Origin of the sequence: Cellulomonas sp. SG140, from assembly GCF_025770785.1 — a bacterium.
Lineage (GTDB): Bacteria > Actinomycetota > Actinomycetes > Actinomycetales > Cellulomonadaceae > Cellulomonas.
Genome location: NZ_JANZLA010000001.1, coordinates 368,696 through 389,989 on the forward strand (window position 1 = coordinate 368,696; position 21,294 = coordinate 389,989).

Sequence of the window (21,294 nt, forward strand, 5' to 3'; positions counted from 1 at the left end):
GCTGAGGACCGAGAAGGAGCCATGGACGCACTGACCCACCTCGACGGCGCCGGCCACGCCCGGATGGTCGACGTGACGGAGAAGACGCCGACGGTCCGCTCGGCCACGGCCAGCGGATTCGTGCACTGCAGCCCGACGGTGGTTGCCGCGCTGCGCGACGATGCCGTGCCGAAGGGCGACGCGTTCGCCGTCGCCCGCATCGCCGGCATCGCCGGCGCCAAGCGCTGCGCCGAGCTGCTGCCGCTCGCGCACGTGATCGGCGTGCACGGCGCCAGCGTCGACCTCGAGCTGACCGACGAGGGCGTGCGGATCAGCGCGACCGTCCGCACGGCGGACCGCACCGGCGTGGAGATGGAGGCGTTCACCGCGGTGTCCGTGGCGGCGCTCGCGCTGGTCGACATGGTCAAGGCGCTGGACCGGGGTGTGTGGTTCGGCGACGTGCGGCTCGAGGCGAAGACCGGGGGCAAGTCCGGCGAGTGGCACCGGCAGCCGTGACCGCTCCCCTGCCGGCCGGCTCGATCCAGGCGGGCCCGATCCAGGCCGTGGTGCTGACCGGTGGCCGCGGGTCGCGGCTCGGTGGCGCCGCCAAGGCGGAGCTCGACCTCGGCGACGGCCCGCTCATCGCCCGACTGCTCGACGCCCTGGTCGCGGCGGGAGTTGGGGAGGCCGTCGTCGTCGGGCCCCCGCCGTCGCACGTGCCGGACGCCCTGCGCGTCCGCGTGACACGCGAGGACCCGCCGTTCGGCGGTCCGGCGGCGGCGGTGCAGGCGGCGATCCCCCTGCTGGACGCCCCGTGGGTGCTGCTGCTCGCCTGCGACCTGCCACGGTCCGGCGACGTGGTGCGGCTGCTGCTGGACCGCTGGGCCGGGGGCACGGGCGGGCGCGACGGCTTGGTGCTGGTGGACGACGAGCAGCAGCCGCAGTGGCTGGCCGGCGTCTACGCGCGGGAGGCGCTGGCCGCGGCGTTGCGCGCAGCGACGTCTGAGGCGACCCTCGCAGGGCGGCGCGGCGTTCGGATGGGCGACGTGGTGCGGCGCCTGCAGCTGGAGCCGGTGGCGGACCCGTCGGGAGCATCGCGCGACGTGGACACTCCGGAGGACGTGGAGTGGTGGCGGCGCCGCGCCGGCGACGGTGGGGCGGGGCCGACGACGAACGAGAGGACGACCGTGGAGCACAGCGGCAAGGCCGGACGGGTTCCGGCAGGGGCGCTCGGCGACTGGCTCGCCGAGCTGCAGGGGCTGCTCGGCATCGAGGACCGGATCAACGTGGACGCGGTGCTGGACGTGGCGCGGGACGTGGCGCATGGCGTCGCGCGGCCGGCGGCGCCGCTCAGCACCTTCGCGCTCGGCCTCGCGTTGGGTCGCTCGGCAGCGACCGGGGTGCCGGTCGACGAGGAGCTGGAGCGCCTGGCGGCCTTGGTGCAGCGCCGAGCGCTGGAGCACGCGGCCGAGCCCTCCGCCGAGCCTTCCACCGAGCAGGGCACCGAGTGAGCACCACCACGACCACGGCCACGGTCCGGCTGTTCGCCGCCGCCGCCGAGGCGGTCGGCGCCGAACAGCTCGAGATGCCGGTCGGCACCGTGCAGGACGTCGTCGACGCCCTGGTCGCGGCCGGCGGCCCCGACACCGCGACGGTCCTCGGCCGGTGCTCCTTCCTGGTCGCGGGCCTGCGCGCCGACGGTCCCCGCGTCCCCGTGCCGGCGGGCGCGGTGGTCGACGTCCTCCCGCCCTTCGCCGGGGGCTGAGTGACGGCTCGTGACGTCGGCTGACGCACACGACTAGCGGGGCAGCGACTGGCACTCTGCACGCATGGACGACGCACCACCGGCAGCGTGGGAACCGATCCGCGAGCGGGCTCGCACGCTTCCTCAAAACGCTCGTGCGGTCTTCGCGCTCGCGGTGGCCGAGCAGCTCGTACGACGCAGCCGACCCGAGCAGGACCCGCTTCGAGCCGCTCTTGCGGTCGGATGGCAGGCAGTCAAGGACGAAGGCGTGGGTTGGCAGGCGGTTCAGGAGCAGCTGGGTCAGCGCGCCGATCTCGATGAGGACGACGTAGCAGCCGTCTGGTACGCCCTCGGTGCCGTCGGCGGTTCGGCGGACGATGCCGAGTGGGCAGCTCAACGCTGCGTGGACGCAGCATTCGAACGGATCAGCTACTACCTCGAGGGCGCCACCCTGGCTCGCCCGCTCGAGGTCGACACGGCCGATCCCGTGGTCCAGGCCGAGCTCCGCTGGCAGACGATGGCGCTGGATCTACTCGAGAACGAGGGTGCAACGAGCGCTGTGGTCAGCCGTCTTCGGGCGTAGCCGGATGGTCGAGGTAGCCCAGATCGTGGGCGGTGCAGCGGTCAGCCGCCGATCGCGTTCATGCCGCGGGCCGGCTGGAGGAAGCCGGGGTCGTTGATGCCGTGGCCCGGCAGCTTGCCGTGCACGCATCGACGCAGCACCGCGTCGATCCCGTCGTCCGTGCCCTCGTCGTCGCGCCCGCCCGCACCCGGCTCGCCCCGCAGCACCGCCCGCAGGTCCAGCTCCGAGGTGGCGAACAGGCAGCTGCGCAGCTGACCGTCGGCCGTCAGCCGCAGCCGGTCGCACGCGCCGCAGAACGGTGCCGTCACGGCCGCGATCACCCCGACCCGGTCGGGACCGCCGTCCAGCAGGAACGTCTCGGCCGGCGCACCGCCACGGCCCGGCAGCGGGGTGAGCGTCCACCGCTCCCCCAGCGCCGCGAGCATCTCGTCGCGCGTCACCATGCGCCCGCGGTCCCAGGTGTGGCCGGCGTCCAGCGGCATCTGCTCGATGAACCGCATCTGGGCGCCGTGGGAGACCGCGAACTCGACCAGGTCCACCAGCTCGTCGTCGTTCACCCCGCGCATCGCCACCGCGTTGAGCTTGAGCGGCCGCAACGGGGAGGCCGCCGCTGCCGCGATCCCCTCGAGGACGTCGTCGAGCCTGTCCCGCCTGGTCAGGGCGTGGAACCGGTCGGGACGCAGCGTGTCCAGGCTGATGTTCAGCCGGTGCAGACCGGCCGCGACCAGGTCGTCGAGCACGGTGCCGAGCCGGATGCCGTTGGTGGTCATCGCCACCTGCACCGGGTCACCGGACGGCCCACGCAGGGCCGACAGCCGCGCCACCAGGTCCACCAGGTCAGGCCGCAGCAGCGGTTCACCGCCGGTCAGCCGGAACGTGGTGATCCCGTCCTGCGCGCACACGCGCGCCACCCGGACGATCTCGTCGGCCGACAGGATGCTGGGGCCGGCCAGCCAGGCCATGCCCTCGGCCGGCATGCAGTACGTGCAGCGCAGCGAGCACCGGTCGGTGAGCGAGATCCGCAGGTCGCGGTGCACGCGCCCGAACGTGTCGACCAACGGGTCACCCCGTCGTCCCGACAGCGCCCCGGGCATCGCCTCGACGGCCGGCCGCGGAGCCCCGATCGTCACCGGGACCGCCGTCCGCAACGGGCCGGTCACGTCAGATCCCCACCCACGACGTGCGACCGTCCACCTCGGACTGCCGCTTCCACACGGGCAGCTCGGCCTTGATCCGCTCCACCAGCTCGCGGGACACCTCGTACGCCTGAGCCCGGTGGGCGGTCGCGACGCAGGCCACCAGGGCGAGGTCGCCGACGGCCAGTGCGCCGATCCGATGGCTGACCGCGACCCGCGCGCCGCCGGCCTCCGCCGCCTCGGCGAGCTCGGCGAGGATGCGCTCGGCATCCGGGTGCGCGCTGTACTCGATGCCGGTCACCTCGCCCTCGGCGCCCGGGTCGTGGTCGCGCACCTGGCCGACGAAGGTCACGACGGCTCCGCACGCCGGGTCCTGCACGGCGGCCAGGTGCTCGGCGAGGTCCAGCGGGTCGCTGCTGACGCGCGCGAGCGCCGCCATCAGTGGTCGCCGCCGCGCAGCTGGTCGAGCACGTGAGGCACCAGCGGCACCAGCACCTCCAGGGACTCGCGGACGGCGGCGGGTGAACCCGGCAGGTTCACCACCACCGAGTGTCCGGCCGTTCCCGCGATGCCGCGCGACAGGGCCGCCGTCGGCGTGCTGAGCAGACCGCGCGCGCGGATCACCTCCGCGACGCCTGGCAGCTCGAGGTCGAGCACGGCGCGGGTGCCCTCCGGCGTGCGGTCGCGCGGGCCGACGCCCGTCCCGCCGAGGGTGAGCACCAGGTCGGCACCGTCCGTCAGCGCCTGCACCAGCGCCGCCCGGACGGGCTCCTCACCGTCCGGCACCACGCGCGGCGCGTCCACCTGCCAGCCGGCGGCGGTCAGCACCTCGGCGGCCGCAGGCCCGGACAGGTCCGCACGGAGCCCGGCGGCCGAGCGGTCGGAGACGGTGATCACCACGGCCCGTCGTTGCGCCTGGTCGGCGTGGGTGTGGTGGCCTCCGGCAACGCTGGGGCCGGCGGCGTGGGCGTGGTGTCCGGCGGTGCCGGCGCCGTGCGCAGCGGCCTCCGTCGGGTCCGGTCGCGGCATCGGGCCAATATAACGGACGATGGTAGTTTCTAAACCGTGACGCCAGGGGACGATGCGAGCACCAGCGCCGCGCTGGCCTCGCCGGCCCGGCGTCGGGTGCTCGACGCGGTGCGCGCCGCGACCGAGCCGCCGACGGCGCAGCAGCTCGCCGGTGAGCTCGACCTGCACGTCACCACGGTCCGCTTCCACCTGGACCAGCTCGAGCAGCTGCACCTGGTGGAGCGCACCGCCGGGCGCACGGGACGGCGCGGCCGGCCCAGCGTGCACTACCGCGCGGCCACCCTCGGCCCGGATGCGGCGCGAGACCAGATGATCGCGGCGCTCGCCGAGGCGCTGGCCGCAAGCGGGGCCGCCGCTCGGCGCGAGTCCGCAGCAGCCGGCCGCCGCTGGGCCGACGCACTGCCGGTCCCGGACGGCGGCGCCGACGTGGCGGTCGCGGAGGCGTTCGAGCGCCTCGGCTTCGACCCGCAGGTGTCCGGCGACCAGATCCGGCTGCGGGCGTGCCCGTTCCGGGACGCCGCGAGCCGGCACCCGGAGGTCGTGTGCCAGGTGCACAGCGGGCTGGCCGAGCGCATCGTCGAGCAGGTCGCCGGGGACGCGGTGGACGTGCGGCTGGCGCCGTTCGTCGAGCCGGGCCTGTGCGTCCTGACCCTCGCACCGAAGGGAAGGCTCCATGCCGTCTGACGCCGCCTCGTCCGACCCGTCCGCACCGGCCCGGGACGACTGGGACCCGCGCGCCCCCGAGGTGCTGGACGACCAGGTCGCCGCGTACGACGCGATGCGGTCGCGCTGCCCCGTCGCGCACAGCGACTACCTGGGCTGGTCCCTGTTCCGGCACGCCGACGTGCTGCGCGTCATCGAGGATCCCGACACCTTCTCCAGCGCCGTGTCCACGCACCTCAACGTGCCCAACGGGATGGACCCCCCGCAGCACACGGTGTTCCGCGAGCTGGTGGACCGGTACTTCACGCAGGAGCTGGTGGACGGGTTCGAGGCGGCCTGCCGTCGCGTGGTGCGCGAGCTCCTCGAGAGCCTGCCGGCCCGGGGCTCGTCCGACGGGGCCGCGTGGGACGTCGCCGACTTCGCGGAGCTGTTCGCACTCCGCGCTCAGTCCGCGTATCTCGGCTGGCCCGACCGGCTGCACGGACCGCTGCGGGCCTGGACGGCGCGCAACCGCGAGGCGACCCTGCGGCGGGACCGGGCGGCGATGGCCGACGTGGCCGAGGACTTCGACGGCTACATCACCCAGCTGCTGGACGAGCGCCGCGCGCTCGGCGGTGCCGCGCCACGGGACCTGACCACCCGGCTGCTGACCGAGCGCGTCGACGGACGCCCGCTGGCCAGGGCGGAGCTGGTCTCGATCGTCCGCAACTGGACCGTCGGCGAGCTGAGCACCATCTCCGCGTCCGTCGGAATCGTGGTGCACCTGCTCGCCACCCGCCCACAGGTGCAGCAGGACCTGCGCCGCGACCCCGGCCTGATCCCCGCCGCGATGGACGAGCTGCTGCGCGTGCACCCGCCGCTGATCGCCAACCGACGTGTGGTGACCGCGCCCACCGAGCTCGGCGGCCACGCCTTCGAGCCGGGCGACCGGCTGACCGTGATGTGGGCGTCGGCCGACCGGGACGAGGCCGTGTTCGGCGATCCCGACGAGGTGCGGCTGGACCGCCCGCCGCAGGACAACCTGCTGTACGGCGCGGGGATCCACGTGTGCCCCGGCGCACCGCTGGCTCGCCTCGAGCTGCGCGTGGTGACGGAGGAGCTGCTCGCCGCGACCGGCTCGCTCGAGCCGGACCCCGAGCGGGCGCCGCAGCGGGCCGCGTACCCGGGCAGCGGGTTCGTGTCGCTGTCGGTGCTGGTGCGCTGAGACCCGTCGCCGGGCCCGCAGCGCGTGACGGACGACTCGTCGTCCGCGCGAATAAGCCGGAGTAGCATCCTCTCTATTCCGGGCGGCCGGCAGGGCAGCCCCTTCCACGTCGGCCCGGTCGGCGTGGGTCAGTCCACCGAGGAGCACCACGTGAGCGAGCCCATCGAGATCCTGCCCAGCGCCCCCGCACCCGCCGGCCATTCCTGCGGCTGCGGCGGCCACGACGAGGCCGTCCCGGTGCTCGACGTGCGCACCATCCCGCACGCAATCCGCCACGCCGCCGTGTTCGGCGCGTTCGACGCCATCGCCCCGGGTGGCTCGATGGTGATCGTCGCCCCGCACGCCCCGCTGCCGATGCTGTCCCAGCTCTCCGAGCGCGCGCCGATCGACGTCGAGTTCCTGGTCGAGGGCCCCACGGAGTGGCACGTGCGTCTCACCCGGCTGGCCGCCGCCGCCGTGTGAGCCGGACGGGTGCCGGTCCGGCCCTCCCCGAGCCGGCCCGGCACCCTTCGTCATCACGCAAGGCCCTCGACGACCCACCGTCGAAGGAGGCCCTCGAAGGAGGCCCGGCATGAGCGGTGTCGTACGGATCAAGCGGGTCTACGACGACCCGGCGCCCGAGGACGGCTACCGCGTGCTGGTCGACCGCCTCTGGCCACGCGGCGTCAGCCGCGAGCGCGCCGCCGTCGGCACCTGGCTCAAGCAGATCGCCCCCAGCGCGGAGCTGCGCACCTGGTGGGACCACGACCCCGCCCGCCTCGACGAGTTCACCGCCCGCTACCGCGCGGAGCTGGACGCGAACCCCGCGCTCGACGAGCTGCACCGGCTGCTGCACGACCACCCGGTGGTCACCCTCGTCTACTCCGCACGGGACCCGCACCTCAACCAGGCGCAGGTGCTGCGCGACTACCTCGCGGCCCGCAGCGGGACGACCGGCCGGGGCGGCGAGAGCCGGTAGCGGCCGACGCGCTGCGGGGCTACGCCGGGTCGGGGCCGGGCACGTCGCGGGTCGGCTGCTCGCCCCCGGTCGGCTGCTCGCCCGCGGTCGGCTTCTCCGTCGCCGCGAGCGACGCGAGGATCTGCTGGATCGCCGCGTCCTGCGCCAGCAGGTGGGCCTGGATCTGCCGCGCCTCCTCGAGGACCGCCGAGGCGTCGTTGTAGGTGGCGAGCGAGCGCTCGTCGGCCGCCGCGGCCTGCACGTTCTGGCCCACGATGATGATGGGCAGCAGCACCAGCTGCAGGAACGTCTGGGCGATCCACGCGACGATCACCAGCTTGTCGCCGGACCTGAACGCCGACGGCGCGCTGACCAGGGCCAGCACCGTGAACACGTACGCGGTCCACATGGTGCCGACGATCAGCGTGATCCGCAGACCGACCCGCGCGTTGAACCGCCCCACGAGCCCGCTGCCGTGCACCTGGGCGGCGGCCGCGGCCACCTTCGGCGGCCCGGCCTGCTGGCGGCGGGCGATGTGCGGGTGCGGGATGTACTCGAAGAGGTCCGGCATGGCGCGAGTATCGCGGCGCGCGGCAACGGAGCCGGGCAGGCACGGCGCAGGCGCGCGTGGGAAGGTCGGACAGGCGTCCGCGGTGGTCGCCAGGCACCGACGGGAGCGCGTCATGCAGGGTCCCACGCACAGCCCGACGCCGGCAGCGTCGCCGTCAGTCCCGCGACCGGGCTCGGCCGGCTGGATGCGTCCCCTGGGCCGCACCGGCATCACCGTCTCGGCGGTGTGCGCCGGCGGCAGCCCGCTCGGCAGCATGCCGGCGCTGTACGGGCGGGACGTCAGCCGGGACGAGGGGATCGCGACGGTCCGGGCGCTGCTGGACAGCCCGATCCGCACCATCGACACGTCCAACGGGTACAGCGACGGCGAGAGCGAGCGGCGCATCGGCACCGCTCTGGCCCAGGTCGGTGGCAAGCCGGCCGACGTGGTGGTGATCACCAAGGTCGACGCCGACGGCCGGGACTACTCCGGCGACCGGGTGCGCGCCTCGGTGGCCGAGAGCATGCAGCGCCTCGGCCTGGACCACCTGCCGCTGGTGCACCTGCACGACCCGGAGGCCTTCGAGTTCGCCGAGCTGACCGCGCCGGGCGGTGCGGTGGACGCTCTGGTGGGCCTCAGGGAGTCCGGCGCGGTCGGCTCGATCGGCCTGGCCGGCGGGCGGGTGCAGGAGATGGCGCGGTACCTGGCCCTCGGGGTGTTCGACGTGCTGCTGGTGCACAACCGCTGGACGCTGCTGGACCGCAGCGCCGCGGACCTGCTGGCCGAGGCCGAGCGGCGCGGCATGGGCCTGATCAACGCCGCGGTGTACGGCGGCGGCATCCTGGCCGGCGGCGGGTCGGGCGGGTCTGGCGGCACCGGCCCGGCGCGGTACGGGTACCGGCCGGCACCGCCGGAGATCCTGCAGGCGGTCGAGGCGATGCGCCAGGTGTGCGAACGGCACGGCACCGACCTGCGGACCGCGGCGCTGCAGTTCTCGCTGCGCGACCCCCGGTTCGCCACCACCGTCGTCGGCATGAGCCGGCCCGAGCGCGTGGCGGCGACGGTGTCCGCCGCGCAGCAGGAGCTGCCGGAGGAGATCTGGGAGGAGCTCGAGTCGTTGCTGCCGCCGTCGCGCGTCTGGCTGGACGCCCCGCTCTGAGCAGTCGCGGCCGGGCGGGCCGGCCAGCGGCGGTCAGCCGCGGGGGGTGAGCCGCAACGGCGGCAGCACCGGAGCGGGCAGCGGCGCGTGCGGGTGGTCGGCGACGTGGCCGAACCGGGACCCGTCGTCGCCCGGCAGCGCACCCGCGTCGGGCTCGGCCCCGATCTCCGCCTGCCACTGCGCCCGCGCCTGCACCACGTCCTCGTGCGAGCGCCCGACGAAGTTCCACCACATGACGATGCGCTCCCCCAGCGGCTCGCCGCCCAGCAGCAGCAGCCGCACCGGAGCGTCACCGGCCGCCACGGTGAGGTGCGTCCGACCCGGCGGCAGGTAGAGCAGCTGGTCGGCCCGCCCCTGCGCACCCGCCACCTGCACCTCACCCCGGTCCACCAGCACCCCGTGCTCGAAGTCCGGGTCGACGACGAACGTGTGCCGCGAGCCGGCGTCGAGCAGCAGCTCGGCACCGACCAGCGGGGAGAACGTCGGCACCGGTGACACCTCACCGGCCAGCGCACCGAGGAACACCCGCACCGTCACCCCGTCGAGCCGCAGCGCCGGCGGCGCGTAGTGCTGGAACGCCGGCGCCGTGTCGCGGTGCACCGCGGGCAGCGCGGTCCACAGCTGCACGCCGTGCAGCAGCGTGGTGCGCGCCGTCGAGTCCTCGGAGTGGCTGATGCCGTGCCCGGCCGTCATCAGGTTGAGCTGACCGGGTCTGACCAGGACGTGCGTGCCGAGGCTGTCGCGGTGCTCGATCTCGCCGGAGAACAGCCAGCTGACCGTCTGCAGCCCGGTGTGCGGGTGCGGCGGCACGCGCATCCCGCCGGTCACCGACACGTCGTCGGGGCCGTAGTGGTCGAGGAAGCACCACGCACCGATCAGCGATCGGGCGCGCTGCGGCAGCGTGCGGCGCACGGTCATGGCCCGGACGCCGCCGAGCGGCACGTCGCGCGGCTCGAGCACCTGCACGGCGTCCGTCGCGCCGGCGCCGTCGCACACCGTCTCGGTCGGCGCCTGCTCGAGGTTCGTCATGCGCCCATCGTCACCCCGGGGCGCCGACGACGGCAGGGGCGTCCCGCCGCGCCGCTTCTCGGACGGATTCCGGCAGCGCGTCACGGGGCCCCGACCAGGTGAGGATGTGCGCATGACCCCAGACGACTCCCCTGCCCCTACCCCGCGTCCCCGGCTGCGCGTCGGGATGGTGGGCTACGCGTTCATGGGTCGGGCGCACTCGCACGCCTGGCGCACCGCGCCCCGGTTCTTCGAGCTGCCGATGCTGCCGGAGCTGACCGTGCTGGCCGGGCGCGACGCCGCAGCCGCGCGGGCCGCGGCGGACACGCTCGGGTGGCGCGACGTCGAGACGGACTGGCGGGCCCTCGTCGCGCGTGACGACGTCGACCTCGTGGACGTCTGCACCCCGGGCGACACGCACGCGGAGATCGCCATCGCCGCGCTCGAGGCCGGCAAGCACGTGCTGTGCGAGAAGCCGCTGGCCAACTCGGTGGCGGAGGCGGAGGCGATGACGGCGGCCGCCGCGCGCGCCGCCGAGCGCGGGGTCGTCGCGATGGTCGGCTACAGCTACCGCCGGGTGCCGGCGATCCAGCTCGCCCGCCAGCTGGTGGCCGAGGGCCGCATCGGGACGGTGCGGCACGTGCGCGCCCAGTACCTGCAGGACTGGCTGGCGGACCCGCAGGCGCCGCTGTCGTGGCGGCTGGACCGGCAGAAGGCCGGGTCGGGTGCGCTCGGGGACATCGGCGCGCACATCGTGGACCTGACGCAGTTCATCACCGGTGACCGCCTGACCGAGCTGACGGCGATGCTCGAGACGTTCGTCAGCGAGCGCCCGGTGGCCACCGGCACCTCAGCGCTGGGCGGGACCGCCGGCACCGAGCGGGGACCGGTGACGGTGGACGACGCCGCCGTGTTCATGGGGCGCCTGGGCAACGGCGCCCTGGCGACGTTCGAGGCGACCCGCTTCGCGTGGGGACGACGCAACTCGATCCGCCTGGACATCGACGGGACCGACGGCGCGCTGGCGTTCGACTTCGAGGACATGAACGCCCTGCAGGTGTTCGACGCGCACGAGGACCCACGCACCGCCGGCTTCCGGCGCATCCAGGTGACCCAGCCGGTGCACCCGTACACCGGCAGCTGGTGGCCGGCCGGGCACGGGCTGGGGTACGAGCACGCGTTCACCCACCAGGTGGTCGACCTGGTGCGGGGCATCGCGGCCGGGCAGCAGCCGGAGCCGACGTTCGCGGACGGGCTGCAGGTGCAGCGGGTGCTCGCGGCGGTGGAGCGCTCGGCTCAAGGCCGCACGTGGGAGCGCGTCGAGGAGGACTGACGAGGCCGGTGCGGCGAAGCCGTCCCCCAGGGGACTCCGTCGGCGAAACGGAGGCCCCTTCCGCTTGACGCCGGACGGGGCACCGTGTGCAGAGTGCTGCTGGCGGCTCTCGCCGTCTCCCGCTCGTCCTCGAGGAGCACCCATGCGCGTCGGCATCCACCTCATGCGGTTCGACAGCGTCACCCCCGCCGACCTGCGCGGCGAGCTCGCGCGGACCGTCGAGACGGCGGACGCGGGCGGCGTCGCCTGGATCTCGGTGATGGACCACTACTTCCAGATGATGCGCGCCGGCTTCCCGGCCCAGGACCCGATGCTCGAGGCGTACACGACGCTGGGCTACCTCGCGGGGCACACCGAGCGGGCCGAGCTGGGCGTGCTGGTCACCGGGGTGACCTACCGGTACCCGGGGCTGCTGGCGAAGATCGTCGCCACGCTCGACGTGCTCAGCGGCGGCCGTGCCGCGCTCGGCATCGGCGCCGCCTGGTACGAGGAGGAGCACGCGGCGCTCGGCGTGCCGTTCCCGCCGCTGTCCGAGCGGTTCGAGCGCCTCGAGGAGACGGTGCAGATCGCCCGGCAGATGTGGGACCCGTCCGACGAGGGCCCGTACACCGGTCGGTACTACCAGCTGGACCGCACGCTGTGCTCCCCGCTGCCGCTGCACCGGCCGGAGATCATGATCGGCGGCTCCGGCGAGAAGAAGACCTTGCGGCTCGTGGCCCAGTACGGCGACGCGTGCAACCTGTTCGGGGCGACCCCGGACGAGGTGGCGCACAAGCTCGAGGTGCTGCGCGGGCACTGCGCCGACGTCGGCCGCGACCCCGCCGAGATCCGCGTGACGGTGCTCAACGCCGGTGACGAGCTGCTGAACGGGGACGTCGACGGCTTCGTCGAGACGATGCGCCCGTTCGCGGACCTCGGGGTGGAGACGGTGATCCTGCGGCCGCCCGCCACGTCGCTGCACGCCTGGGTGCGCGACGCCGTCGTGCCGGCGGTCGAGCCGCTCTCCGAGCTGGGCTGATCCCGTTCCCGTCTCCGCCCGCGGGGCTCATGCCGCCCAGGTGGCGCGGTACTCGCTCGGCGACGTGTGCAGGTGCCGGCTGAACGCCGCCCGCAGGCCTGCTCCGGTACCGAACCCGCAGCGGGCCGCCACCGCGTCGACCGTCAGCTCCGTGCGCTCGAGCAGCTCCTGGGCGCGGCGCAGCCGCTCCCGCACCAGCCACTGCCCGGGGTTGCGCCCGTAGACGTCGAGGAACCGGCGGGTCAGCTGCCGCTCGCTGAGGTGGGCGCGCGCCGCCAGGTCGCGCACCCGGATCGGCTCGCCGAGGTGGCGCAGCGCCCAGTCCGCGACGTCCGCGACCGTCGACGCCGCGACGTCCGGCACCGGGCCCAGCATGTACTGCGCCTGGTCGGCGGCCCGGTGCGGCGGGGTCACCATGCGGCGCGCCAGCTCGTTGGCCACCGCCGTGCCGTGGTCCTGCCGGACCAGCTCGATGCACAGGTCGATGCCAGCAGCCGTGCCGGCCGAGGTGTGGATGCCGTCGTCCTGCGTGTACAGCACGCTCGCGTCGACCCGCACGCGCGGGAAGCGGCGCGCCAGCTCGTCGGCGTGCATCCAGTGCGTGGTCGCCCGGCGGCCGTCCAGCAGACCGGCCTGCGCCAGCACGAAGGCGCCCGAGCAGATCGACGCGATGCGGGCACCCCGACGGTGGGCCTCGCGCACGGCCTCGACCAGGGCCGGCGGTTGCTGCTCGTGGACGTCGGTGCACGCCGGCACGATCACCGTGTCCGCCGTGACCAGCTGCTCCAGCCCGGCGTCGCCCCCGACGACGAAGCCGGGGCCGACGGCAGCCCCCGGTTCGGTGGCGCAGACCTGCAGCCGGTACCACGGGTCGACCAGGTCCGGGCGCGCGACGCCGAAGACCTCGCACGGCACCGCGATCTCGAAGATCGGCGCGCCGGGCATCACCGCGAGCGCGACGCGATGTGCGTCTGTTCTGTTGCGCATGACGGCGATGGTGCCACTTCTCAGCACGGCCGGCGGACCGGTGCGATGACGTCATGACGGACGGCACCATCGGCCTCGCCCACGGCGTCGCGCTGTACTCCTGCGCGGTGCTCGGTGCCGGCGTCCTGGTGCTGCCCGGCCAGGCCGCCTCGCTCGCCGGCCCGGCATCCCTGGTGGCATGGGGGTTCAGCGCCCTGCTGGGCCTCGCACTGGCGTTCACCTTCGCCGCCCTCGCGGTCCGCCACCCCGACGCCGGCGGGGTCGCGACGTTCACGGCCGCCGCGTTCGGGCCCACGCTCGGCGGCGTCACGGGGTGGTGGTACCTGGTCGCCGGCTCGGTCGGGCAGACCGTGGTGGCGCTGACCGCCGGGTACTACGTGACGGCCGCGGTGGGCGTGTCGCAGCGTTGGTCACCGGCAGTCGCCGCCGTGGTCCTCGCCTGCGCCGTGGTGGTCAACCTCCGCGGGCTGCGGACCGGTGCGCGGGTGCAGGTGGCGCTCGCGCTCGGTGTCGCGGCGATCCTGGTCACGGTGGTGCTGGTGGCGCTGCCGCAGGTGCACCGCGCGGAGCTGACGCCGTTCGCGCCTGCGAGCGTCGGCGGCGTCGGCCGCGCCGTCGTGGTGCTGTTCTTCGCCTTCGCCGGCTGGGAGGCCGTCGCGCACCTGTCCGGTGAGTTCCGCGACGTCCGGCGGACGCTGCCCGCCGCGACGCTGATCACCGTCGTGGTGGTCACGGTGCTGTACCTCGGCGTCGCCCTCGCCGTCGTCGGCACCCGTGCCTACGGGACGCCGGACCTCGACCGCATCGCGCTCGGCACCGTGCTGCAGCGAGGTCTCGGCCTGTCGGCCCTGCACGTCGTCGCCGTCGCGGCGGTGGTGATCTGCGTCGGCACGATCAACGCCTACGTCGCGTCCGTCTCACGCCTCGGCTACGCGCTGGCTCGTGACGGGTGGGCACCTGCGGCGCTCGAACGCCGCAACCGCCACGGTGCGCCGGCGAACGCGATCCTCGTGGTCGCGGGCATCGGGACCGTCGGGCTGGCGGGCGCGGCGCTGCTCGGCTGGGGCACCGGCGGCATCGTCGTGATCCCGTCGGTGCTGGTGCTCGCCACGTACCTGGTCGCGTCGGCGGCCGCCGTCCGCCTGCTGACCGGCGCGCGGCGGCTCGTCGCCGTGGTCGCGGTGGTCCTCCTCCTGCTCGCCGTGCCGTACGTGGGACGAGGGTTGGCGATCCCGTTGCTGGTCGCGGCCGTCGCCGCCGTCGTCCACCGCGCGCGCCGACGGCCGGACGGGGCAGCCGGACGGGTCAGTGCACGGTGAACGTCTTGCTGTCGCTCATCCGCGGACCCGGTGCCTCACCCCCGGACGGGTCGTCCTCCGTGGCGACCACCGTGTACGTCCCCGGCGCCAGCGGGACGCTGAACGAGTACGGCGCGAACGTCTGCCCCTCGGCGGTGTGCGCCACCCCGGACGTCACCACGGCACCCGTCGGCCCGAGCACCTGCCACGGCAGGGTCGCCTCGAACACCGCCGCCTGACCGCTGACGGTGACCGGCGACGTCGTCGACGCACCCTGACGCGGCGCGTCGATCTGCACCCAGGCCTGCACGTCGAGGGCCGGCTCACGCACCTGCGGCGCGGTCCAGACGACGGCGCCCCACAGCTCCCCCGCCGGCTGGCCGGCGATGGTCAGCAGCACCGAGCCGGACGGGTCGCCGGTCGCCGCCGTGACGGTGTGCACCAGCTGCTGGATCATCAGCGCGGCACCGGCGGAGCCGATCGACGCGGTCCGGGCGTCGGCGCTGAGGTCGACGACCGTGGGGTTGCCGGGCGTGACGCCCAGCACCCGCGTGGCCTTGTTCCACGGGCTGGTGTAGTCCGGGTCGTCCGGGCCGGCGATCATCCGCTCGACGGCGCTGCGCACCGGTTCGCCGATCAGGTCGTGCCGCTCGGGGATCAGCCGCAGGCCGGTGCGGGTGTCGATCATGAAGTAGATGGGCACGTCCGCCGTCGTGACGGTCGGCGTCGGCGTGGGGGTGGGCGTCGGCGTCAGGCTCGGGGTCGGGACAGGGCTCGGCGGCGACGTCGTGACGGTGGGAGCCGGGACGGTCGACGGCGACGCGCCAGGACCGGCCGTCTGGTTCTGGCACCCGGCCAGCAGCGCGCCGACGAGGGCGACCATCGCACCGGCCGCGAGGAGGGGGAAGGACGAGGGCCTCGTCAGCGTCGACATGGCGCGCTCCTGCAGCGACCCCGGGCCCTGCGACGGGGCCCGCCGCGGGGCCACTGTCTGGTTCGAGCGTCCCACCGCGACGCCCTCAGGACCACGGACCGAAGGTCCTCACCGGGCCCTTCGGCCCTGGACGCGAGCCCGCACCGGCGGTCGGCTGGTCGGGCACCCGCTGCACCAGCAGCGTGGAACCCTGCCAGGTCGAGCACAGCCGAGGAGCGCACGATGAAGACCGCCGACGCCGCCGCCGAGTTCCTCTCCCAGCGCCGCATCGCGGTGACGGGGGTGTCGCGGACGCCGGCCAGCCACGGCGCGAACGTCGTCTACAAGACCCTGCGCGACAAGGGCTACGAGGTCGTCGCGGTCAACCCGAACGCCACCACGGTGGAGGGTGACCCGTGCTACCCCGACCTCGCCTCGGTGCCCGGCGGGGTGGACGCGGTGGTGATCGCCACGGGTCCGGACCACGCGGACGAGACCATGCGGCAGGCGGTGGATGCCGGCATCGGGCACGTGTGGATGCACCGGTCGGTGGACAAGGGAAGCGTCTCCGCCACGGCGACCGCGCTGGGGCGGTCGCACGGCATCACGGTGATCGACGGCGGCTGCCCGCTGATGTACGGCCCGGCGTCCGACCCCGGGCACCGGTTCATGTGCCGGCTGTTCACGCTGACCGGGCGCGTGCCCCGCAAGGTCTGACCGCCCGGCCCCGCGCCGGCCGGCGCCTCACACCTGCGCCGTCGCCCAGCGCGCACCGGAGTCGGACACCATCTCCACCGACGTGACCTGACCCGTCGCCGGCCAGGGCACCACCCAGCTCCCGCCGCCGGACCCGTCGAGCGCCCACGTGCCGGCCGCCTGCCGCGAGCCGTCGGCCAGCACCAGCCAGCACGAGTACCGCTGACCGGCGTGGCCGCCGCTGACGCTGACGACCAGCACCTGCCCGGCGTCCGACCAGCTGCGCTGCACCGACCCGACGGCGTCGCCCGTGGCGGTGCGCAGCGGGGCGCCGACCGCCACCTGCTGCGCGCTCGTCCCCCGTCCGACCACCGCCGATCCGGCGGCACCGACGCCGATGCCCACCACCAGCGCGGCGGCGACCAGCAGGGCGGTCCGCCGCGAGGGTCCGCGATGCCGACGGACCCCGGTGGGCCGCGCGGCCTGCACGCTGCCGCCGAGTCCGGTCGCCACCAGCACGCGCTGCGAGAACCCTGCCGGCGGCTCGACCCGCGGCGCCGCGACCAGCACGTGCTCCACGGCGTCGGCGATCTCCGCGTACCGGCTGCGGCACGTCTCGCACCCGCCGAGGTGGCGCGTCAGCCCGTCCCGGGGCCGCTCGTCGACCTGCCCGAGGGCGAGGTCCGTCAGCGCCTCGTCGCCCAGGTGCGGCTGCTGCTCAGTCACGCTCCGCCTCCATCGCCTCGCGCACCCGACGCAGGCCGGTCCGGATGCGCGTCTTCGCCGTCCCGAGGGGGATGCCCTCGGACACGCTGATCTCGTTGGCAGTCCGCCCGCCGATCACGGCGAGCACCACGGCGCGCGCCTGCTCGGGCGGCAGCGCCCGCAGCCGGGCGACGGCGGCGTCCCGTTCGGCGGACCGCACCACCTCGTCCTCCGGCGCGGGCGCCTGCAAGGTGGCGGTGATCATCTCCTCGAGCACCGACGCGTCCACCGGGGTGGCCCGGCGGGCCCGCATCGCGTCGATGGCCGCGTTCCGGGTGATGGTCAGCAGCCAGGTCAGCACCGAGGCGCGCCGCACGTCGTAGGTGCCGGCGGCCCGCCAGGCCCGGACGAACACCTCCTGGCTGACGTCCTGGGCCAGCCCCGTGTCGTGGGTGATCGACACCGCCAGGCCGAACACCGCCGACTGGAACCGCCGGACGAACGCGACGGCGGCCGCGTCGTCGTCCACCGCGAGGCCGGCGACCAGCGCGGCGTCCGCCGCGCGATCGGCACCGGAGAAGAGCTGCACGTCCTCATGTACGGCCTCGGGGCCGGCAAGGATTGCGCGCCGTCGCAATCCGCCGGCCCACGCCGCACGTATCACCCTCGACGGCCGCCCACCGGAGGACGGCCCGCTCGGACCACCTGGAGGGGCCATGAACGCACGATCCCGCGTCTGGACGTTGGGGGCGAGCCTGCTGCTGGCGGGGACGCTCGCGGCGTGTGGCGGCTCGTCGTCGGGCGGAGGGACCGGCGCCTACGGCGGCGCCGCGACCAGCGCACCGGCCATGGGCTCCTCGGCGTCGGCCGGTGGGGGCGCGTACGGGTCGGGCGCGTCGGGCGGGTCGACCAGCGCCACCGCGGTCACCGTGATGACGGCCAGCTCGAGCCTCGGCACGATCCTGGTGGACGGCAGCGGCCGCACCCTCTACCTGTTCACCAAGGACTCCCCGAACACCTCGACGTGCACGGGCGGCTGCCTCGCGGCGTGGCCGCCGCTGCTCGGCACGGCCACGGCCGGCACCGGGGTCGACTCCTCGCTGCTCGGCACGCTGACGCGGCCCGACGGCAAGACGCAGGTCTCGTACAAGGGCATGCCGTTGTACTACTGGGCCCAGGACTCGGCGCCGGGCCAGACGAACGGCCAGGGTGTGCAAGGCGTCTGGTGGGTGGTCAGCCCGCAGGGCACGCCGATCACCACCAAGTGACGCCGCGGTGGTGACGACGAGAGGCACGCAGAGCCGCGCCGCGGTGACGACGGACGCATCGGACCGCGCCGGGGTCACCGCGTCGGGCACGCCGGGGCGCGGCACCACGCGCGCGCTGCTCGGCACCCTCGCCGCCGGCGCAGCCGTGTCGTCGGCGCTGGGCCTCTACGCCCGCCTCCACGTGCCCACCGGCCGCACGCTGACGACGCTCGGGTTCACCGACCTGCTCCACATGAAGGCGTGGCTGACCACCGCCGCCCTCGTGCTGGCCGCGGGTCAGGTGCTGAGCGCCCTGCGCCTCTACGGCCGGCTCGGTGGTCGCCGGCGCGGCTCGTCAGGACCACCAGCCGCACCGGCACCGGCCTGGGTGCACCGGCTGCACCGGTCCGGCGGCGCGCTCGCCGTGCTGCTGACGCTCCCGGTGGCGTTCCAGTGCGCGTGGTCGCTCGGGTTCGGCACGTACAGCCTCCGCGTGCTGGTCCACTCCGTGCTCGGCTGCGTGCTGTACGGCGTGTTCGTGGCGAAGATGCTCGCGCTGCGCCTGCGACGCCCGCCGGCCTGGCTGATCCCGTGGCTCGGCGGCTCGCTGGTGCTGGCGCTGGTGGGGCTGTGGGTGACCTCGTCGCTGTGGTTCTTCAGCCACGGCGGCGCGGGCTACTGACCCCGCCACCGGGCACCGACCCGACGGAGCCGTCCAGGTGCACCACCTGCGCGTCGAACCATGCCGCCTCGCGCTCGTCGTGCGTCACCAGCAGCACGGTCCGCCCGGCGCAGCGGTCCCGGACCCACGCCATGGTCACCGGCTTCACGGCCTGGTCCAGGCCGGTGAACGGCTCGTCCAGCACCACCAGCTCGGCGTCGGCGAGCACGGCCCGCACGATCGCCACCCGCCGACGCTGACCGCCGGACAGCTCGCGCACGGGCGCGTGCACCGCCGCGTCGTCGAGCCCCACGGCCGCGAGCGCCTCGAGCACCGCACCGCGGTCCGCCCCGCGCGCCAGCACCAGCCGCACGTTGTCCACCGCGGACAGCTGCGGGCACAGCCGGTCCTCCTGGAACACCGCCGACCGCGGCCGCCCGTCCAGCCCCTCGACCGCCCCGGCGTCCGGCCGGTCGAGGCCCAGCAGCAACCGGGCGACCGTCGTCTTGCCGGACCCGTTGGGCCCCATCAGCGCCGTGACCCCGCCGCGTCTCAGCGACAGGTCCAGCCCGTCGAGCACCACGTGGTCACCGAACCGCCGCGTGACCCCGCGGAGCCCGATCCCGCCGGTCCCGCTCACGCCGCACCGCCCCAGCGCCGCTGCGCGGCGGTCAGCCCCAGCCGCACCAGCCGCTCGAAGGCGACGCTCAGCGCCACCACCACGAGGGTCCAGGCGAACAGGTCCGGGGTCGAGAGGAAGATCTTCGCCTGGTACATCCGCTCGCCGATGCTGCCCGTCGGCAGCCCGATCACCTCGGCGGCGATCCCGCTCTTCCACGCCAGGCCGACGCCGGTCTCGCAGCCGGCGACGACGAACGGCAGCACCGCCGGCACGTCGATGGCCCGCACGCGGCGCAGCCGGGGCAGCCGGTACACCGTCGCCATCTCCAGCAGCGCGGCGTCCCGGTGGGCGATCCCCTCGAGGGTGTTGGTGTAGACGATCGGCACCACCATCAGCGCGGAGATCACCAGCGCCAGCCGTCCGGTGCCCGTCACCAGGATCACCAGGATGATGAAGCTGACCACCGGGGTGGCTCGCACGGTGCTGATCAGCGGTGCCAGCAGCGCCGCGACCAGGGGCACCGCCGCCGCGACGGCCGCCAGGCACACCGCGACGAGCGCGCCGATCGCGAAGCCCGCACCGATCCGCAGCAGCGAGTGCCCGGCCGTCGTCCAGAACCCCGCGGTCCGCACCAGCTCGGCCAGCCGGCCCACCACCTCGACCGGCGAGGCCAGCACGATCTGCTGACCGACCGCGGCGGCGACCAGCTGCCACACGGCGAGCCAGAACACCAGCACGCCGACGGTGCGCAGCGCACGCCCCGACCGCCGGGGGCGCGCTGCGACCGGCCGCTCAGCGCTGGTAGTAGAAGTCATCACCCGGCAGCGCGCCGCCCACCGAGGCGGGGTCGGCGTCGAACAGGACCTTGAGGTAGCCGCTCAGCGCGTTGCGCAGGTCGACACCCTCGAGGTCGACGACGTGGCTGGCGGGGATCGCGGCGACCGCCACGGCGGCGGACGGGACGATGCCGGCCTGCACGATCAGCGGCGCCGCCTGGTCGGGGTGCTCGTTGGTGAACGTGGTGGACAGCTTGTAGTCGTCGAGGAACTGCTTGAGCGCCGCGGCGTGCTCGGTGGCGAACGCCTTGCGCACCACCAGCACGCCGGTGACCAGCTGCGACGTGCCGCTGGTGACCTTGTTCCACTCGTCGGACAGCTGCACCACGGTGCGGATGCCCGGGTGGCTCGAGGTCAGCACCGTCGCGAAGGGCTGCGGCAGCATCCCGACGGCGCCCGGCGTGGCGGCCAGCACCGCGGCGACCTCGGTCGGCTCCGACCGGTAGTCGACCTTCACGTCGGTGCCGGGCACCAGCCCCTCCTGCTTCAGCAGGTAGTCCAGCACGTACTCCGGCGAGGCACCCTTGCCGGACGTCACCACGGTCTTGCCCCGCAGGTCGGCGAGGCCGTGCACCGCCGTCCCGTTCTCCACCACGTCCAGCACGCCGAGCGTGTTCACCGCCGCGACCTGCACGGCACCCTTGGTCTTGGCGTAGAGCACCGCCGCGAGGTTGGACGGCAGCAGCGCCACGTCCACCGACCCCTGCGCCACCAGCGGCACCACCTGGTCGGGGGTGCTGTACATGGTGACCTTGTAGTCCTCGGCGGTGGTGCCGGCGGTCGCGTCGCTCATCAGCTTGACCAGGCCCATCGTCGTCGGGCCCTTGAGCGAGGCGATCCGGACGGTGGTGCGCTCCGCTGGCGTCGCGGAGGCCGTGGCCGCCGTGGTCGCCGGGGTGGACGCCGCCGCCTGGGTGCCGCCGGCACAGCCGGCGAGCAGCGCGGCGACGGCGAGCAGCGGGACGACGAGAGACGACCGGCGCATG

Annotated in this window: 27 protein-coding genes; 15 read left to right on the forward strand and 12 right to left on the reverse strand. The window is 74.8% G+C overall.

Annotated elements, in window-relative coordinates; all coding sequences use genetic code 11:
- The first annotated feature begins 21 nt into the window (after positions 1-21).
- The 4 genes from moaC (at position 22) to N0B34_RS01705 (ending at position 2,306) form a co-directional block, all read left to right on the forward strand.
- Entirely contained in the window at positions 22-495 is a 474-nt protein-coding gene (gene moaC, locus N0B34_RS01690) for a cyclic pyranopterin monophosphate synthase MoaC (RefSeq protein WP_263729474.1), read from the forward strand.
- Positions 492-1,490 (forward strand): NTP transferase domain-containing protein, encoded by a 999-nt coding sequence (locus N0B34_RS01695; RefSeq protein ID WP_263729475.1) that lies wholly within the window; start codon positions 492-494, stop codon positions 1,488-1,490. Before moaC ends, N0B34_RS01695 begins: the two co-directional genes overlap by 4 nt.
- Positions 1,487-1,744 (forward strand): MoaD/ThiS family protein, encoded by a 258-nt coding sequence (locus N0B34_RS01700; protein ID WP_263729476.1) that lies wholly within the window; start codon positions 1,487-1,489, stop codon positions 1,742-1,744. Before N0B34_RS01695 ends, N0B34_RS01700 begins: the two co-directional genes overlap by 4 nt.
- 154 nt (positions 1,745-1,898) lie before the next feature.
- A complete protein-coding gene (locus tag N0B34_RS01705; RefSeq protein WP_263729477.1) occupies positions 1,899-2,306 on the forward strand; it encodes a hypothetical protein in 408 nt (135 codons plus the stop codon).
- 41 nt (positions 2,307-2,347) lie between these two features.
- Here the strand turns inward: N0B34_RS01705 and moaA are convergent, their stop codons facing one another.
- The 3 genes from moaA to N0B34_RS01720 form a co-directional block, all read right to left on the reverse strand.
- On the reverse strand, positions 2,348-3,400 hold the full coding sequence (gene moaA / locus N0B34_RS01710; protein ID WP_263729875.1) for a GTP 3',8-cyclase MoaA: 1,053 nt from the start codon (positions 3,398-3,400) through the stop codon (positions 2,348-2,350).
- Between the two features lie 67 nt (positions 3,401-3,467).
- Positions 3,468-3,881: a molybdenum cofactor biosynthesis protein MoaE gene (locus N0B34_RS01715; RefSeq protein ID WP_263729478.1), complete on the reverse strand. Its 414-nt coding sequence runs from the start codon at positions 3,879-3,881 to the stop codon at positions 3,468-3,470.
- A complete protein-coding gene (locus N0B34_RS01720) occupies positions 3,881-4,471 on the reverse strand; it encodes a MogA/MoaB family molybdenum cofactor biosynthesis protein (protein WP_318529951.1) in 591 nt (196 codons plus the stop codon). The genes N0B34_RS01715 and N0B34_RS01720 overlap by 1 nt, the downstream gene beginning before the upstream one ends.
- Positions 4,472-4,507: 36 nt before the next feature.
- Here N0B34_RS01720 and N0B34_RS01725 point away from each other — a divergent pair, with 36 nt between their 5' ends.
- The 4 genes from N0B34_RS01725 to N0B34_RS01740 all read left to right on the forward strand — a co-directional run bounded on the left by N0B34_RS01725 (position 4,508) and on the right by N0B34_RS01740 (position 7,296).
- Complete coding sequence (locus tag N0B34_RS01725; protein ID WP_263729479.1) at positions 4,508-5,155, forward strand: helix-turn-helix transcriptional regulator; 648 nt, start codon at positions 4,508-4,510, stop codon at positions 5,153-5,155.
- Entirely contained in the window at positions 5,145-6,338 is a 1,194-nt protein-coding gene (locus N0B34_RS01730; RefSeq protein ID WP_263729480.1) for a cytochrome P450, read from the forward strand. The genes N0B34_RS01725 and N0B34_RS01730 overlap by 11 nt, the downstream gene beginning before the upstream one ends.
- Positions 6,339-6,488: 150 nt before the next feature.
- On the forward strand, positions 6,489-6,800 hold the full coding sequence (locus N0B34_RS01735; RefSeq protein ID WP_263729481.1) for a DUF2249 domain-containing protein: 312 nt from the start codon (positions 6,489-6,491) through the stop codon (positions 6,798-6,800).
- A gap of 109 nt (positions 6,801-6,909) precedes the next feature.
- Positions 6,910-7,296 (forward strand): DUF488 domain-containing protein, encoded by a 387-nt coding sequence (locus tag N0B34_RS01740; RefSeq protein WP_263729482.1) that lies wholly within the window; start codon positions 6,910-6,912, stop codon positions 7,294-7,296.
- 19 nt (positions 7,297-7,315) lie between these two features.
- On the opposite strand, the gene N0B34_RS01745 is transcribed toward N0B34_RS01740, so the two are convergent.
- Positions 7,316-7,846: a DUF1003 domain-containing protein gene (locus N0B34_RS01745; protein ID WP_263729483.1), complete on the reverse strand. Its 531-nt coding sequence runs from the start codon at positions 7,844-7,846 to the stop codon at positions 7,316-7,318.
- A 112-nt stretch (positions 7,847-7,958) separates the two neighbouring features.
- Here N0B34_RS01745 and N0B34_RS01750 point away from each other — a divergent pair, with 112 nt between their 5' ends.
- Positions 7,959-8,984, forward strand: coding sequence for an aldo/keto reductase (locus N0B34_RS01750; protein WP_263729484.1), 1,026 nt, complete (start codon positions 7,959-7,961; stop codon positions 8,982-8,984).
- A 33-nt stretch (positions 8,985-9,017) separates the two neighbouring features.
- On the opposite strand, the gene N0B34_RS01755 is transcribed toward N0B34_RS01750, so the two are convergent.
- Positions 9,018-10,013: a pirin family protein gene (locus N0B34_RS01755; protein ID WP_263729485.1), complete on the reverse strand. Its 996-nt coding sequence runs from the start codon at positions 10,011-10,013 to the stop codon at positions 9,018-9,020.
- A gap of 112 nt (positions 10,014-10,125) precedes the next feature.
- On the opposite strand from N0B34_RS01755, the gene N0B34_RS01760 reads away from it, so the two are divergent.
- Both N0B34_RS01760 and N0B34_RS01765 read left to right on the forward strand, forming a co-directional pair.
- The gene (locus tag N0B34_RS01760; RefSeq protein WP_263729486.1) at positions 10,126-11,325 is read left to right on the forward strand and encodes a Gfo/Idh/MocA family protein; all 1,200 of its coding nucleotides are present in this window, start codon (positions 10,126-10,128) and stop codon (positions 11,323-11,325) included.
- A gap of 142 nt (positions 11,326-11,467) precedes the next feature.
- Positions 11,468-12,343 carry an LLM class F420-dependent oxidoreductase gene (locus N0B34_RS01765; protein ID WP_263729487.1) on the forward strand — a complete coding sequence of 292 codons (876 nt, stop codon included), beginning with the start codon at positions 11,468-11,470 and terminating at the stop codon, positions 12,341-12,343.
- 27 nt (positions 12,344-12,370) lie between these two features.
- Here the strand turns inward: N0B34_RS01765 and N0B34_RS01770 are convergent, their stop codons facing one another.
- Positions 12,371-13,330, reverse strand: a complete 960-nt coding sequence (locus N0B34_RS01770; protein WP_263729488.1) for a GlxA family transcriptional regulator — start codon at positions 13,328-13,330, stop codon at positions 12,371-12,373.
- Between the two features lie 53 nt (positions 13,331-13,383).
- Here N0B34_RS01770 and N0B34_RS01775 point away from each other — a divergent pair, with 53 nt between their 5' ends.
- Positions 13,384-14,649 (forward strand): APC family permease, encoded by a 1,266-nt coding sequence (locus N0B34_RS01775; protein WP_263729489.1) that lies wholly within the window; start codon positions 13,384-13,386, stop codon positions 14,647-14,649.
- Here N0B34_RS01775 and N0B34_RS01780 read toward each other — a convergent pair.
- Positions 14,636-15,562 carry a Gmad2 immunoglobulin-like domain-containing protein gene (locus N0B34_RS01780; protein WP_263729490.1) on the reverse strand — a complete coding sequence of 309 codons (927 nt, stop codon included), beginning with the start codon at positions 15,560-15,562 and terminating at the stop codon, positions 14,636-14,638. The genes N0B34_RS01775 and N0B34_RS01780 overlap by 14 nt on opposite strands.
- Positions 15,563-15,784: 222 nt before the next feature.
- On the opposite strand from N0B34_RS01780, the gene N0B34_RS01785 reads away from it, so the two are divergent.
- The gene (locus tag N0B34_RS01785; RefSeq protein WP_263729491.1) at positions 15,785-16,258 is read left to right on the forward strand and encodes a CoA-binding protein; all 474 of its coding nucleotides are present in this window, start codon (positions 15,785-15,787) and stop codon (positions 16,256-16,258) included.
- Positions 16,259-16,285: 27 nt separating this feature from the next.
- Here N0B34_RS01785 and N0B34_RS01790 read toward each other — a convergent pair whose 3' ends face one another.
- Both N0B34_RS01790 and N0B34_RS01795 read right to left on the reverse strand, forming a co-directional pair.
- Complete coding sequence (locus N0B34_RS01790) at positions 16,286-16,963, reverse strand: hypothetical protein (protein ID WP_263729492.1); 678 nt, start codon at positions 16,961-16,963, stop codon at positions 16,286-16,288.
- Positions 16,956-17,531, reverse strand: coding sequence for an RNA polymerase sigma factor (locus tag N0B34_RS01795; RefSeq protein WP_263729493.1), 576 nt, complete (start codon positions 17,529-17,531; stop codon positions 16,956-16,958). The genes N0B34_RS01790 and N0B34_RS01795 overlap by 8 nt, the downstream gene beginning before the upstream one ends.
- Before the next feature lie 127 nt (positions 17,532-17,658).
- On the opposite strand from N0B34_RS01795, the gene N0B34_RS01800 reads away from it, so the two are divergent.
- On the forward strand, positions 17,659-18,210 hold the full coding sequence (locus N0B34_RS01800; protein WP_263729494.1) for a hypothetical protein: 552 nt from the start codon (positions 17,659-17,661) through the stop codon (positions 18,208-18,210).
- A 43-nt stretch (positions 18,211-18,253) separates the two neighbouring features.
- Complete coding sequence (locus N0B34_RS01805; protein WP_263729495.1) at positions 18,254-18,871, forward strand: DUF6529 family protein; 618 nt, start codon at positions 18,254-18,256, stop codon at positions 18,869-18,871.
- Here the strand turns inward: N0B34_RS01805 and N0B34_RS01810 are convergent.
- Genes N0B34_RS01810 through N0B34_RS01820 form a run of 3 tightly spaced genes read right to left on the reverse strand, consistent with a single transcriptional unit; the run spans position 18,846 to position 21,293 of the window.
- Positions 18,846-19,490, reverse strand: coding sequence for an ATP-binding cassette domain-containing protein (locus tag N0B34_RS01810; RefSeq protein WP_263729497.1), 645 nt, complete (start codon positions 19,488-19,490; stop codon positions 18,846-18,848). The two genes, N0B34_RS01805 and N0B34_RS01810, sit on opposite strands and share 26 nt — an antisense overlap.
- Positions 19,487-20,287, reverse strand: coding sequence for an ABC transporter permease (locus N0B34_RS01815; protein ID WP_263729498.1), 801 nt, complete (start codon positions 20,285-20,287; stop codon positions 19,487-19,489). The genes N0B34_RS01810 and N0B34_RS01815 overlap by 4 nt, the downstream gene beginning before the upstream one ends.
- Entirely contained in the window at positions 20,265-21,293 is a 1,029-nt protein-coding gene (locus N0B34_RS01820) for an ABC transporter substrate-binding protein (protein ID WP_263729499.1), read from the reverse strand. The genes N0B34_RS01815 and N0B34_RS01820 overlap by 23 nt, the downstream gene beginning before the upstream one ends.
- Position 21,294: the final 1 nt, after the last annotated feature.

What these genes read in the sequence shown, in the direction of transcription:
- N0B34_RS01780 (WP_263729490.1), bottom strand. Translation starts at nt 15,562, where the DNA reads ATGTCGACGCTGACGAGGCCCTCGTCCTTCCCCCTCCTCGCGGCCGGT.
- N0B34_RS01720 (WP_318529951.1), bottom strand. Translation starts at nt 4,471, where the DNA reads ATGCCGCGACCGGACCCGACGGAGGCCGCTGCGCACGGCGCCGGCACC.
- N0B34_RS01755 (WP_263729485.1), bottom strand. Translation starts at nt 10,013, where the DNA reads ATGACGAACCTCGAGCAGGCGCCGACCGAGACGGTGTGCGACGGCGCC.
- N0B34_RS01815 (WP_263729498.1), bottom strand. Translation starts at nt 20,287, where the DNA reads ATGACTTCTACTACCAGCGCTGAGCGGCCGGTCGCAGCGCGCCCCCGG.
- N0B34_RS01800 (WP_263729494.1), top strand. Translation starts at nt 17,659, where the DNA reads ATGAACGCACGATCCCGCGTCTGGACGTTGGGGGCGAGCCTGCTGCTG.
- N0B34_RS01745 (WP_263729483.1), bottom strand. Translation starts at nt 7,846, where the DNA reads ATGCCGGACCTCTTCGAGTACATCCCGCACCCGCACATCGCCCGCCGC.
- N0B34_RS01760 (WP_263729486.1), top strand. Translation starts at nt 10,126, where the DNA reads ATGACCCCAGACGACTCCCCTGCCCCTACCCCGCGTCCCCGGCTGCGC.
- moaA (WP_263729875.1), bottom strand. Translation starts at nt 3,400, where the DNA reads ATGCCCGGGGCGCTGTCGGGACGACGGGGTGACCCGTTGGTCGACACG.
- N0B34_RS01740 (WP_263729482.1), top strand. Translation starts at nt 6,910, where the DNA reads ATGAGCGGTGTCGTACGGATCAAGCGGGTCTACGACGACCCGGCGCCC.
- N0B34_RS01785 (WP_263729491.1), top strand. Translation starts at nt 15,785, where the DNA reads ATGAAGACCGCCGACGCCGCCGCCGAGTTCCTCTCCCAGCGCCGCATC.
- N0B34_RS01765 (WP_263729487.1), top strand. Translation starts at nt 11,468, where the DNA reads ATGCGCGTCGGCATCCACCTCATGCGGTTCGACAGCGTCACCCCCGCC.
- moaC (WP_263729474.1), top strand. Translation starts at nt 22, where the DNA reads ATGGACGCACTGACCCACCTCGACGGCGCCGGCCACGCCCGGATGGTC.
- N0B34_RS01820 (WP_263729499.1), bottom strand. Translation starts at nt 21,293, where the DNA reads ATGCGCCGGTCGTCTCTCGTCGTCCCGCTGCTCGCCGTCGCCGCGCTG.
- N0B34_RS01770 (WP_263729488.1), bottom strand. Translation starts at nt 13,330, where the DNA reads ATGCGCAACAGAACAGACGCACATCGCGTCGCGCTCGCGGTGATGCCC.
- N0B34_RS01715 (WP_263729478.1), bottom strand. Translation starts at nt 3,881, where the DNA reads ATGGCGGCGCTCGCGCGCGTCAGCAGCGACCCGCTGGACCTCGCCGAG.
- N0B34_RS01775 (WP_263729489.1), top strand. Translation starts at nt 13,384, where the DNA reads ATGACGGACGGCACCATCGGCCTCGCCCACGGCGTCGCGCTGTACTCC.
- N0B34_RS01730 (WP_263729480.1), top strand. Translation starts at nt 5,145, where the DNA reads ATGCCGTCTGACGCCGCCTCGTCCGACCCGTCCGCACCGGCCCGGGAC.
- N0B34_RS01750 (WP_263729484.1), top strand. Translation starts at nt 7,959, where the DNA reads ATGCAGGGTCCCACGCACAGCCCGACGCCGGCAGCGTCGCCGTCAGTC.